The 12,482-nt window shown below is 62.7% G+C and carries 8 protein-coding genes; 4 read left to right on the forward strand and 4 right to left on the reverse strand.

Annotated elements, in window-relative coordinates; genetic code table 11:
* Position 1 precedes the first annotated feature (1 nt).
* Genes L6D82_RS09840 through L6D82_RS09855 form a run of 4 tightly spaced genes read right to left on the reverse strand, consistent with a single transcriptional unit; the run spans position 2 to position 7,754 of the window.
* Positions 2-4,567: an alpha-2-macroglobulin family protein gene (locus tag L6D82_RS09840; protein ID WP_236188903.1), complete on the reverse strand. Its 4,566-nt coding sequence runs from the start codon at positions 4,565-4,567 to the stop codon at positions 2-4.
* Positions 4,564-5,229, reverse strand: coding sequence for a DUF1175 domain-containing protein (locus L6D82_RS09845; RefSeq protein ID WP_085747626.1), 666 nt, complete (start codon positions 5,227-5,229; stop codon positions 4,564-4,566). The genes L6D82_RS09840 and L6D82_RS09845 overlap by 4 nt, the downstream gene beginning before the upstream one ends.
* A complete protein-coding gene (locus L6D82_RS09850) occupies positions 5,199-6,911 on the reverse strand; it encodes a DUF2138 domain-containing protein (protein ID WP_102716661.1) in 1,713 nt (570 codons plus the stop codon). The genes L6D82_RS09845 and L6D82_RS09850 overlap by 31 nt, the downstream gene beginning before the upstream one ends.
* 51 nt (positions 6,912-6,962) lie before the next feature.
* Positions 6,963-7,754 carry a YfaP family protein gene (locus tag L6D82_RS09855; RefSeq protein WP_102716662.1) on the reverse strand — a complete coding sequence of 264 codons (792 nt, stop codon included), beginning with the start codon at positions 7,752-7,754 and terminating at the stop codon, positions 6,963-6,965.
* Positions 7,755-8,031: 277 nt separating this feature from the next.
* On the opposite strand from L6D82_RS09855, the gene L6D82_RS09860 reads away from it, so the two are divergent.
* From L6D82_RS09860 to dxs, 4 genes are all read left to right on the forward strand, one after another.
* Complete coding sequence (locus tag L6D82_RS09860; RefSeq protein WP_085747623.1) at positions 8,032-9,177, forward strand: Fic family protein; 1,146 nt, start codon at positions 8,032-8,034, stop codon at positions 9,175-9,177.
* A gap of 88 nt (positions 9,178-9,265) precedes the next feature.
* Positions 9,266-9,508, forward strand: a complete 243-nt coding sequence (locus L6D82_RS09865; RefSeq protein WP_007894317.1) for an exodeoxyribonuclease VII small subunit — start codon at positions 9,266-9,268, stop codon at positions 9,506-9,508.
* The gene (ispA, locus tag L6D82_RS09870) at positions 9,505-10,392 is read left to right on the forward strand and encodes a (2E,6E)-farnesyl diphosphate synthase (protein ID WP_085747622.1); all 888 of its coding nucleotides are present in this window, start codon (positions 9,505-9,507) and stop codon (positions 10,390-10,392) included. Before L6D82_RS09865 ends, ispA begins: the two co-directional genes overlap by 4 nt.
* 91 nt (positions 10,393-10,483) lie before the next feature.
* Positions 10,484-12,382 carry a 1-deoxy-D-xylulose-5-phosphate synthase gene (gene dxs / locus L6D82_RS09875; protein WP_102716664.1) on the forward strand — a complete coding sequence of 633 codons (1,899 nt, stop codon included), beginning with the start codon at positions 10,484-10,486 and terminating at the stop codon, positions 12,380-12,382.
* Positions 12,383-12,482 lie beyond the last annotated feature (100 nt).

Genomic DNA, 12,482 nt, shown 5'->3' on the forward strand with positions numbered 1-12,482 from the left:
GTCAGTTGACCGTGACCTGACCGAGGGCCGCTTTCGCTTCGCGGGCCTGATGCTGCGGCGCGTAGACCTGAGTGAAACGCACCGGCGGCAGGTTGAACTGGCCCTTCTGCGAGAAGCGCACCAGATGCCGCAGACGCAATTCACCGCTCAGCGCATCCACCGGCACCGCGTAGGCCAGTTGGCCCGGTTCGAACCGTGCTTTTTCCAGCGCAGTCGGTTCGGTGCCGTCCTTGCCCTGCAGCTTGATGCCCCACGTGGTGCGCTCGACATCCGCACCCGGCGGCAGCGGTACTTCGAGCATGCCGTAGCGCAGCGGTTTTGGTGCCTTGCTGGTGATGATCACCTCGTCCAGATACAGGCTGTCGCTGGACAACGGCTTGCTGCCGACCGGCTCCAGTTTGAAGGTAAAGGCTTCGTCACCCGGCACCAGACGCGACAGGCGACGAGTGATGGTCACCGCCATCGGATCGACCGCCGGTTGTTGGGTCTGGAAGCTCAGCGCGGCACGCAACGGACGCTCCTGAGTGCCCGACACCGACAACACGCTCGGCACCGGCGCAGCACCCTGCCACGTCCAATACATCTCGCCGGTCGCGCCGTAGTTTTTCTTCCAGCCTTCGCCCGGGGCCAGCGCGATGGTCGGCGATGCCTGGGCGATGCTGCGTTGCAGCCAGGTTAGCGCCAGCGCACGTTCGAGGGTCGATTGCTGCGGCAACAGGCGTTGCAGCAGCGCGTTCGCACGAGCCTGATCGAACGGTTGCAGCGACAGGTTCAGCGCTTCGGCAAACGGCTGGGAGCTGACCGACAAGCGCTGTTGCGCTGCGCCCAACTGACGATTGAACGCGTCCGGCAAAGCAACTTTCGACTGGGTCGCCAGCGATGCGGTCAAGACCCGCGCCGCCGCCAGACCCAGCGCCGAATCCGGATCGCCCATCACCAGACTGTCTTCGCCGTCGTCCATCAGGTTTTCGGCATTGCCTTCCCCGGCCTTCGCCAGATCGTCCATCAAACCGCTGAGCATCGTGTTGACCGGCAGATGCATCTGCTTGGCGAACGACAGGATCAGTGCCCGTTGCAGCAACGGCGTGTTCGGCGCCTGCTTGGCGTAGACCTCCAGCACCCGCTGCCAGTGCTCCGGCGGCAAGGTCAGATCCAGCACCTGACTGGCGTTCCAGTCGGCGTAATAGGCGTAAGCGGTGAGGAACGCATCCGGCTCGCCATCGAAGCCCCACCAGGTGAAACTCGCCGACGGCCCGGCCATTTGCACCAGGCGCAGACGGCTGTTCTGCATGATCAGGCGCAAGCGATCGCGGATCTGCGGGCTCGACGCCAGCGACGGATAAGCGATGCTCAGCGGCAGCAAACGACTGGCAGTCTGTTCGACGCCGCCGTACGGATAGCTGAGCAGATCGTCGAGGGCCGAACGGAACAGCGCTTGCGGGCTGTCATCCAGACGCAGGCGAATGTCGGTGGCGTCTGCCGGCAGGCTCAACGGCGTGTCGCCGCTGGCCACGTCGAGGCTCTGGGTCTGCGTCACTTGCCAGCCTTCGCCGGTGGCGGTCAGGCGTACCGCGAGGGCATCGGTGGTTTTGCCGTCCTGCACCAGTTCGGCGGTCCATTCGCCGGTGGCCAATGCGAAGGCCGGCAGCGGCAGGTAGTTGATGCCGTTATTGAGGGTCACCGGCAGGCGTTGTTCAGCGCCGGCGTAGTGCGTCACCAATTCAGCCTTGACCGGTTTCTCGGCCTGGCTGAACGCGAACACGCCGAGTTGCGGCTGATCGCCCTTGCGAAACTTGCTCGGCCCGCTCCACTTCAGGTACAGCGGTTTTTCCGAGCGCACGAACTGCTTCTTCTGCCCGACCTGACCGTCATCGGCAATCGCCCGCGCGGTAATGCGCCAGCGGGTCAGCGAGTCCGGCATCTTGAAGGTGAAACGGGTTTTACCGTCGGCATCGGTCAGCAATTCCGGTTGCCACGCAGCGGTGTCGACGTCTTCGCGGCGCGGCCGCTCCAGCACTTTCACCCCGCGTTCGCTGCGGTTGGCCTTGCCCGGCGCGCCGGGGCTGCCCGGCAACGCCACGTCGTAGCTGATGAACGACAGGCTGGCGCTGGTGCGCACGTTGTTGCGGCGCGGGTGGTAGAAGAACTGGTCGATGGTCGGCGCAACTTCCGGTTGCAGCGCGTAGACCATTTCATCCACGACGCTGACCGTCAGGTGCGCCGGCACTGCCTTGCCAGCGAACTGCGTGGTCAGGTCGACCGTCACGGTATCGCCCGGCTGATAGGTCTCTTTGTCGGTCTTGATCGCCACATCGATCTGTGGCGCAACAACCTTGATCCCGGCGTTCTGGAAGCTGTACTGACCGCCCTTGGTGTAGAGCACGGAGAACGTCAGGTTCGGCGCGAAGTTGTCCTTCACCGGGATGCGTGCGCGGTATTGGGTGTTGCTGAGTTTTTCCAGTTTCAGCCAGTCGCCGCCCTTGGTCAGCAGCGCGGTGGCTTCGACCTTGTCACGCTCCAGCGACAGCAGTGCATCGCTGACAGGCTCCGGGAAAGTGATCAGCGCCAGCGCTTCGTCGCCGGCTTTGTACTCGGGTTTGTCGAGGACGATTTCCACGGTGCCCGGCACAGCCTTGACGCCATCGCCGGTGACCGAATGACCGGTCGCACCAAGCACCCGACCGTGCTGATCTTTCAGCGACAGGTTGTAGGTGCCCGGGCGATCGAACGCCACGCTGAAGCCTTTGTCTTTCGCCGCCAGTTTGCCTTCGCCGGTGGTCTGGTCTTCCAGGCGAACCCAGCTGTAGCTGCTCGGCACAACGGCCTGGGCCTGCACACTGCCACCCTCGTTGGCGTAGCTGAACGCGACCTTGTCACCCACCGCGCTGAAGCGCTGCGGCGCAGTCAGGCGGAAGCTGGCGGCACCGCGGTCGATGAGGATTTCCTTGGTGGTTTTGACCCGATACGCTGCGCCATCGCTGGCAAACACCGTGAGCATGTAGCGGCTCGGTTTGTCGGCGGCCGGCAGGTCGAGGGTCGCGTTGCCTTTACTGTCGGAAGTCAGTTCGGTGCTGGTCAGCTCCACCGGGAATTGACCGAGGTATTGCAGCTCGTTGTCGACCATCGACAGTTGCTGGGCGCGCAGGCTCAGGGTCAGTTTGGCGTTCGCCACCGGTTTGCCGTCCGGGTAAAGCAGCACCAAGCTGCCTTTCACCGGTTCGCCGGTGCGGTAATCCTGCTTGGCCAGATTCAGCGAGATTTCGAAATGCGGCTTGATGTACTCCGCCACCCGGAACGCGCTGCTGTAGGCCTGATCCTTGTAGTTGAAACGCAGCTCGTAACCACCGGCCACCGCATTGTCCGGCAACTGGAAACGGCCCTGGGTGCCGGCCTTGGAATCAAGTTTCAGATCGAGGCGCTGCAGCTCGGTGCCGGTGGCATCGAGCACGCTGACATTGACGTCCGCCGCGCCCGGCAATACCGAATCCCGCGCGTTCCTGAATTCACGGCCGACGATTTTCAGCGACACCCAATCACCCGGACGATACAGCGGCCGATCGGTGAAGGCGTAGAGTTTGGTGTCGTAGATTTCGCTGTCGTAATAGAAGTTTTCCGAGACGAATACACCGCCCTCTTCGTCCTCGCCAATCACGAACGAACGCTCCGGGCTGACGTGTTTCAGGCGCAGCAGACCGTCGGCATCAGTGGCGCCGCTGCTCATCACGCCGAGGCCGTCGGTCCACAACACATTGACCTTCGGCACCGAGCTGCCTTCGTGTTTGCGCGCGGCCCACACCAGCAATTCATCACCGGCAATCTTGCTCACCGCCACGGTGTTGGAAACGAACACCATGGTGGTCGCGCGGTACTTGCCGATCAGCGCTTCGACCAGATAGAGGCCCGGTTTCAAATTGCCCAACGGGATGTAGACGTTACCCGGCGCGACGCTGACGAACTCGCTGGAAGACCCGGCCAGATTGACGCCGGTCGGCGGCTGGATCGGCTTGGCCTGCCACAGCGGATAGCGGAACTGGCTAACCACCGGCAGACCCGGAATCAGGGCGAATTGAGGTTGCGCGTCGTACGGTGTCGGCGCGGCGATGGCGTTGCCCATCTTCAATTCCGGCACTTCTTCGGTGACTTGCTGGCGCGACTCATAGGAGAACGCACGCTGCATCACCCGACGGGATTTGCGGTACCAGTTGTCCCACAGATACGCGAGGGTGTTCGACAGGCCTTCGCCCTTGAACTGGCCGTCGCTGACCACGCGGTGCAGGTTTTTCTGGCGCTTGAGGAAGTCCAGCGGCTTGTCGATCTTGTACACCCGGATATCGGCGCCGCCGTACGGTTCCATGCGGAAACGGCGATAGTCGCGACCCGGTGCTTCGAGGCGCACCACCGCCTGTTCGTCGGCGGCGAAACTGCTGTCGGCCAGCAGGAAAAAACTCTCACCGGACACCGGCGTATAGCCGCTTGGCTCCACGGTGTCTTCGGCATTCACGGCCGAAAACGGCAGGGTCAACAGCAACAGAAAAGACAGTAAACGCAGCATGCGGGCACCGGTCATTGGGAGAGAAAGTTCAGTCGATAGACGCCGATGAAGTTGGGGTTGGCTGCGTCGGGTATCCATCGGGTGTCCTTCCATGTCATGAGTTGCTGCAGGCTTGCCGAACGCATGCCGTTGTCGGTTGGGGTGGTCGTGCCGGTGTGATAGGCGATGTAGCGGCCCATCCAGATCATCAGGTGCTGGTCGTCGCCCTGATCGAAAAACATCAGATCGCCGGGCCGTGCCTGGGACACGTCGCGGCCGATCAGATGGCTGTTGAACTGAATCAGTTTGATCGCGTTGACGTAGGGCCCGACCTTGCCGCCGCCCTGCTGCCATTGCTGGGCGAGCTTGCGCTGATCGGCGCTCAGGTCCAGCTCCGGCGGCAGGTAGCGGTTGGACACGCCATTGCTGCGCAGCCATTTGTCGTCATGGACTTTCAGCGCTTCGTTGGCGGCGAAACGCACCAGCCCCGCGCAGTCCTGCTGATACCAGCGCGGGCTCGGGCCTTTGCTCAACTGCTCCTGAGCGATGCGCACGAACCAGGCGCGAAACACCTGGGATTGCTGCGGATCGAGGGCTGGAATCTCAACGGCTCGGGCACCGGCGCTGAGCAACAGCGCCAGAAGGCCAAGGCTGCGAATGAGTCCGGTCACAGCGCTTTCCACTCCAGCGGCAGCCATTGCCAGTGACCGTCAGGCTCGCTGCCTTCCGGCAACGTCAGGGCGTATTTGCCCATGCCGCCGAGGGTGCGCAGTTTCGGGATCAGGTAGGTTTGCGCGGCGTTGTAGAACACCGGTTCCATGTCCTGCGGCAGGCTGTCGAGGGTTTCCTGCTGGATCAGTTGCGCCATCGAATCCGGGCCGAAGTAGATCGGCATCAGCACGTCTTTCGGCAGTACATCGGCCATCGGCGGGAAGCGTTTGTCGAGGGTGCCGAGCGCCTTGTCGACCAGTTTGTCGTCGAGGGAAAACAGCAGCGTGGAACCGTGGCGCGCAAGGCTGACTTTCATGAAGGCACGGCCGGTGATCGCGTCCGGGTTCTCGGCATCCTTGGCCGCGTAAGGGCCGAAGTTGGAACTGACCTGACGCTGCCAGAGGTGGCTCTGGCCTTCCTGTTTTTCCACCACCGGGAACGCGTGCTCGTCGACCTTGCCTTCGTAAGCGCCGACCATCGAATCGAACAGCGTGCCGATATCAGCGTCGAGTTTGCCGTTGTCTTCGTCGTTCAGACTGGCCACCAGCAACGGCGTGTACAGCCGCGAATCGGCGTACCAGCACAGGCCCGCCGCGCCGGCCACGTGTTCGGTGAGTTTCTGCGCCACGGCTTCTTCGGCGCCGAGTTTCACCAGCAGCGGCTTCTGCGGCTCGGCAGCGACCGGCAAGGTCACGCAGGCACTGGCGCCCAATGGCATGGCCTGCCAGACCGGTTTGAAATCGAAGTCCGGCTGGTTCTCCAGTTCGTCCATGGCGAGGTAGCTGTGCCAGCCCTTGTCGTCCATGTCGAAACGCAGGCCGGCGAAGTTCGGGATGAAGCGCTGGTAACCCATGGCCAGAACGCTGGAATTGACCGACAGGCGCTGTTTGGTTTCAGGTGTCTTGGCCTTGAGCCCGAACGCTTCGGGGAACAGTTTTTCGCCGTTGAGCAGCGCCGCCAGCGCTTGCGGCGAGACATGGCCGGACTCCTCGGAAGCACCACTTTCCGGATCGTAGAATTTGGCCGGATTGGACAGCACCACCAGTTTGTCGCCACGGGAGGCGAACAGCAGGGATTTGCCGGCGTTGTAGGTCAGCTGATACAGCGGCACTTCATCGCCGCCGACCTTCAGGGTGCTGAACACGCTCAGTTGCGAATCATCCAGCGCGACTTTCGCCAGCGGCTCCAGCACCTTGGCCAGCCCGCCGCGATCCATCACCAGCAGGAAATCCTTCAGCCGACCGTCGGCGCCGCGCCACAGCGCCACGTCAGCCGGTTGGTCGAAAAGCTGCTCGATCAGGCTGTCCTGCAGCTTCAGGTCATGCTCGTAGATGATCCGCCGCAGACTGCCGATCAACCCGAGACGGTCGGCGTGGGTTTCGTAATAGAAGACGAAATCCTCAGTGAGCGTGGCCTTGAGGAACGGCACCGTCAGCAAGTCCTTGGGCAACTGGCTCAGGGAGCGGGTTTCCAGCAGTGCGTCCGGGCGGCTCAAGCCAAGCTTGTCGCTGGCCAGTTCCGCCGGCGGCGCCTTCGGTTTGTGCATCAGCCAGCCGAGCCCGCCCGCCACGCCGGCCACCAGGCACAGCCCGACCGCCAGCAACGGCCAGCGCCGGGAAGGTTTGGCGGCGAACGCATCGGTAGCCGGGGTCGCAGTGTTATCGCTCATCTTCTCGCTCATGTTCCCAAAGCTCGGCAGTTCATCCGTGGTGCGGGATGCTTAATAGTTGAAAGTCTTGACCAGCAGCAGATCACCGATGGCCCGCAGGGGTACGATGAACGTTTCGCGTTTTTCGTCGACGGTGTTTTCGTTCAGCACCAGGGTGATCTGCGAGGTGATGACCTCGTTCTGGTTGCTGGTCTCCTCGAAGTTATAGCCGCCGTTGCCGAAGTTGCCCCAATAGTTGACGTAAACCAGATAGGTGCCGTGCAACGGCGCGGTCATGGTGAACATTTCCGGGCCAGGGCCATCGACGCCGTCCGGATCGAGGCCACCACCGTTGCTCATCGCCGGACGCGCCCAGAAGGCATGCTGGCCGTCAGGCGTAATGACGTGCAGGTCGAGTTCGGCTTTAGGGTCGTCCCAACCGAGCACCACGCGGATCCGCGCCGGCGTGCGCAGGTTGTTGGCTTCGTAGAATTGAACGCGCTTGAGCGACTGGCCGTCGGCGCTGATCACCTCGACGCTGTTGGAACCGGCGCCGAACGCATACGGCCGGGCGAAACGGCCCTGGTCGTCGGTGTACAGATTCAGTGGATTGCCATTCACCGCCAGGCTGTGCGGCGGACGTAAATGGCCGATCGCCTTGAGCTGGCCTTCAATCATCGTGCGATTGCGCTGGATGCCGCGATCGATCGGCGGCGTGGGATAGGCGACTTGCGGGTTTTCCGTGCGATCGAGCAGCCCGTGATAGCGCCAGCCGCCCACCGGCTCCGACAGCTCCGCGCTCGGCGCCGCCAGCAGCGCGGGTGCGCAGGCCAACCCGATCAGCAGCAAAAGAAGTGAACGCATGTGATGCCTCCTGCCATGCCTGAACGAAACCTTGCACCCGATCCTCGGTACTTCACAGCGGTGAAAACTGCGTTTCGTCTGAAAGACCCGTGACTGTCGGGTCGTAGAAGGCGCGAAGGTTAGCGATTCGGCAGTTTTTTAACAATCGGATACATCTGGATTTGCGGTGGGAATCACGGCGACCAGTGGACGATGAGCCGATTAGGCGTCATATTCGGCTCACGAAATGAGCCGAATAGCGTTTCCAATCGGCTCACGCACTCAGGATCAGCAATTAATGGCGACTCACTGGATCTGGCAGCAGCCTGATTGGCCGGACTTCAACTGGCAGGCGGAATGCCTGGCACCGTTGTTGCGCGAGTGTGTTCAGGCACAAGGTCAATTGATGGGCATGGCGGGATCGGTGAGCCATTCACTGAGCGCGCAGACAGAGCTGGACGCTTTGCTGCAAAACATCGTGACCTCCTCGGCCATCGAGGGGGAGCAGTTGAATGTTGAATCCGTGCGCTCTTCATTGGCACGACGTCTGGGGCTGGAATCACCGGATGGCGACAACGTCAGCAAGCGCAGCGAGGGGCTGGCGCAACTGATGCTCGATGCCACTCAACGTTTTGCCGAACCGCTGACGCTGGAACGATTGCTGGAATGGCATTCATGGCTGTTTCCAGAACAGGAGAGTGGTTTCCTTTCGCGAGCAATCAATGTCGGCGCTCTACGCGGCGATGAGCCAATGCAGGTGGTTTCCGGGCGAATCGACCGCCCGACCGTGCATTTCGAGGCGCCACCGCGACAAGGGCTTGAGCGACAACTCGACAGTTTTCTCAAGTGGTTCGACGCCAGTCAGCACCAGGCAGGCCTCGATCCTTTACTGCGGGCAGGCATCGCGCACTTCTGGTTCGTCACCTTGCACCCGTTCGATGACGGCAACGGCCGTCTTACCCGCACGCTCACCGATCTGGCACTGGCTCAGGGCGAAGCGCAGGCGATTCGTTTTTATGCGATGTCCGCCAGCATTCTCGACGACCGCGCGGGCTATTACCGGATTCTCGAATCCAGCCAGAAAGCCACGCTGGACATCACCGACTGGCTCGCATGGTTCCTGCAAACCCTGCTGCGCAGCCTGCAACAGGCCATTGCGCGGATTGAAAGTGTGTTGGGAAAATCACGCTTCTGGCAGGCGCACCGGGAATCCGGGCTGTCGGCGGAGCAGATCAAAGTGCTCAATCGTTTGCTCGACGGTGGTGAGCGCGGTTTCGAGCACGGTATCAGCGCAGCGCAATACCAGAGTGTGGCCAAGGTCTCCAAAGCCACGGCCACCCGACATCTGGCGGAACTGCTGGAAAAGGGCTGCCTGCAACGTCTTCCGGGCGGCGGACGCAGCACTCGGTATCAGATTCAATATCCTGGCGAATTGACCGACTGACACCCTTGTCCGTCGGCCCGCTCATTTGCCCATACCCCCCCTATCTGCTAGTGTCGCGCCGGTTTAACGTCAACCGGAATTAGCCGCCATGGCCCGCAAAAAAGCTGCACTGGATTTCGAACAGTCCCTCGCCGACCTGCAAACGCTGGTGGAGCGTCTGGAGAACGGTGAATTGTCGCTGGAAGACTCGCTGACCGCTTTCGAGCAGGGCATCGGCCTGACCCGTGACTGCCAGGCGGCGCTGGCCCAGGCCGAGCAGAAGGTCCAGGTGTTGCTGGAGCGCGATGGCGAACTCGCCGAGGAACCCTTCGACGCGGATCAGCCAGAATGATTGCAGCGTATTCGGCGACCAGCCAGGCGCGCGTTAACGCGGCACTGGAAACCCTGTTCAACGCCCCGCTGCCAGAACTGGCGCGGCTTTACGAAGCCATGCGCTACAGCGTGATGAACGGCGGAAAACGCGTGCGTCCGCTGCTGGCCTACGCGGCATGCGAAGCCCTTGGCGGCAAGGCCGAACAGGCCAACGGCGCGGCGTGTGCGGTTGAGCTGATCCACGCGTATTCCCTGGTGCACGACGATTTGCCGGCGATGGACGACGACGATCTGCGTCGCGGCCAGCCAACCACCCACAAGAAATTCGACGAAGCCTGCGCGATTCTGGCCGGCGATGGTTTGCAGAGCCTGGCGTTCAGCGCCCTGCTCGACCCGCGCCTGAGCGACCTGAGCGCGGACATCCGCCTGCAACAGGTTACGGCGCTGGCGCACGCGGCGGGCCCGGCGGGCATGGTCGGCGGTCAGGCCATCGACCTCGGTTCGGTCGGCCTCAAGCTCGACCAGAAAGCGCTGGAACAGATGCACCGGCACAAGACCGGCGCGCTGATCGAAGTCAGCGTCAAGCTCGGCGCCCTGGCCAGCGGCCGTGCCGAGAAGGATGAACTCAAGTCCCTGCAGACTTATGCACAGGCCATCGGTCTGGCATTCCAGGTCCAGGACGACATCCTCGACGTCGAAAGCGATACCGAAACCCTCGGCAAGCGCCAGGGCGCCGACATCGCCCGCGACAAGCCGACCTACCCGGCCCTGCTCGGCCTCGACGCCGCCAAGACCTATGCGCTGGAGCTGCGCGATCAGGCCCTGCACGCGCTGCGACCGTTTGACGCGGCTGCCGAGCCGTTGCGCGATCTGGCCCGGTATATCGTCGATCGGCGTAACTGAAGGCTAATCAGCCAAAAAAGACCAACGCGTGGGCAGGGGGCGATGCATCAGGTAAACTGCCGCATCTTTTATACCTATAACGATTCGCCTGATGCCCACGACGTTTCATGAGATTCCCCGCAAGCGCCCGACCACGCCCCTGCTCGACCGCGCTAACACGCCGGACGGCCTGCGCCGGTTAGGCGAAGCCGAGCTGGAAACCCTGGCTGATGAGTTGCGCCTGGAATTGCTCTACACGGTCGGCCAGACCGGTGGGCATTTCGGTGCCGGCCTGGGCGTCATCGAGCTGACCATCGCGTTGCATTACGTCTTCGACACCCCGGACGACCGGTTGGTGTGGGACGTCGGTCATCAGGCCTATCCGCACAAGATCCTCACCGGTCGTCGCGAGCGCATGGAATCCTTGCGCCAGAAGGACGGCATCGCGGCTTTCCCGCGCCGTTCCGAGAGCGAGTACGACACCTTCGGCGTCGGTCACTCCAGCACCTCGATCAGTGCCGCGCTGGGCATGGCCATCGCCGCCCGCCTGCAGAACAGCGATCGCAAGGCGATTGCGGTGATCGGCGACGGCGCACTGACCGCCGGCATGGCGTTCGAGGCGCTGAACCACGCGCCGGAAGTCGACGCCAACATGCTGGTGATCCTCAACGACAACGACATGTCGATCTCGCGCAACGTCGGCGGGCTGTCGAACTATCTGGCGAAGATCCTTTCCAGCCGCACTTACGCGAGCATGCGTGAAGGCAGCAAGAAAGTGCTGTCGCGCTTGCCCGGCGCCTGGGAAATCGCCCGTCGCACCGAAGAATACGCCAAGGGCATGCTGGTTCCCGGCACCCTGTTCGAAGAACTGGGCTGGAACTACATCGGCCCGATCGACGGCCACGACCTGCCGACCCTGATCGCCACCTTGCGCAACATGCGCGATCTGAAAGGCCCGCAATTCCTGCACATCGTCACCAAGAAAGGCAAAGGCTTCGCCCCGGCGGAAGTCGACCCGATCGGTTACCACGCCATCACCAAGCTCGAACCGCTGGACGCCCCGGCCGCTGCGCCGAAAAAGGCCGGCGGGCCGAAGTATTCCGGCGTGTTCGGTGAATGGCTGTGCGACATGGCCGCTGCCGACCCGCGTCTGGTGGGCATTACCCCGGCGATGAAGGAAGGCTCGGACCTGGTGGCGTTCAGCGAACGCTTCCCGCTGCGCTACTTCGACGTGGCAATTGCCGAGCAACACGCCGTGACACTCGCCGCCGGCATGGCCTGCGAAGGCGCGAAACCGGTGGTGGCGATCTACTCGACATTCCTGCAACGCGGTTACGACCAGTTGGTGCATGACGTCGCGGTGCAGAACCTCGACGTGCTGTTCGCCATCGACCGCGCCGGTCTGGTGGGCGAAGACGGCCCGACTCACGCCGGCAGTTTCGATCTGTCGTTCCTGCGTTGCATCCCGGGCATGGTCATCATGACCCCGAGCGATGAAAACGAACTGCGCAAGATGCTCACCACCGGCCACCTGTACAACGGCCCGGCGGCGGTGCGTTATCCACGCGGTACCGGCCCGAACGCGACCATCGAGAAAGACCTCGAACCGATCGAGATCGGCAAGGGCGTGGTGCGTCGTCAGGGCAGCAAGGTCGCCCTGCTGGTGTTCGGCGTGCAAATGGCCGAAGCCCTGAAAGTCGCCGAGACGCTGGACGCGACCGTGGTCGACATGCGTTTCGTCAAACCGATGGACGAAGCGCTGGTACGCGAGATCGCCAACAGCCACGACCTGCTGGTGACCATCGAAGAGAACGCGATCATGGGCGGTGCCGGTGGCGCGGTCAGCGAGTTCCTCGCCCGCGAGAACATCCTCAAGTCGGTGCTGCACCTGGGCTTGCCGGACGTTTACGTCGAGCACGCCAAGCCGGCGCAGATGCTGGCCGAGTGCGGGCTGGATGAAGTAGGGATCGAAGCGGCGGTGCGTGAGCGCCTGACTCTGCTCAACAAGTAATCACCATCCCTGTGGGAGCGGGCTTGCCCGCGATGAGGTCGGCACAGTCAACATTGATGTTGGATGTACCGACGCCATCGCGGGCAAGCCCGCTCCCACA

The organism is Pseudomonas paraglycinae, from assembly GCF_021601625.1.
In the GTDB taxonomy this organism is placed as follows: domain Bacteria; phylum Pseudomonadota; class Gammaproteobacteria; order Pseudomonadales; family Pseudomonadaceae; genus Aquipseudomonas; species Aquipseudomonas paraglycinae.

Excerpts from the sequence above, each read along its gene's own strand:
- L6D82_RS09845 (WP_085747626.1), bottom strand. The coding sequence starts at position 5,229 with ATGGCTGCCGCTGGAGTGGAAAGCGCTGTGACCGGACTCATTCGCAGC.
- ispA (WP_085747622.1), top strand. The coding sequence starts at position 9,505 with ATGATTGCAGCGTATTCGGCGACCAGCCAGGCGCGCGTTAACGCGGCA.
- L6D82_RS09860 (WP_085747623.1), top strand. The coding sequence starts at position 8,032 with ATGGCGACTCACTGGATCTGGCAGCAGCCTGATTGGCCGGACTTCAAC.
- L6D82_RS09855 (WP_102716662.1), bottom strand. The coding sequence starts at position 7,754 with ATGCGTTCACTTCTTTTGCTGCTGATCGGGTTGGCCTGCGCACCCGCG.
- L6D82_RS09850 (WP_102716661.1), bottom strand. The coding sequence starts at position 6,911 with ATGAGCGATAACACTGCGACCCCGGCTACCGATGCGTTCGCCGCCAAA.
- dxs (WP_102716664.1), top strand. The coding sequence starts at position 10,484 with ATGCCCACGACGTTTCATGAGATTCCCCGCAAGCGCCCGACCACGCCC.
- L6D82_RS09840 (WP_236188903.1), bottom strand. The coding sequence starts at position 4,567 with ATGACCGGTGCCCGCATGCTGCGTTTACTGTCTTTTCTGTTGCTGTTG.
- L6D82_RS09865 (WP_007894317.1), top strand. The coding sequence starts at position 9,266 with ATGGCCCGCAAAAAAGCTGCACTGGATTTCGAACAGTCCCTCGCCGAC.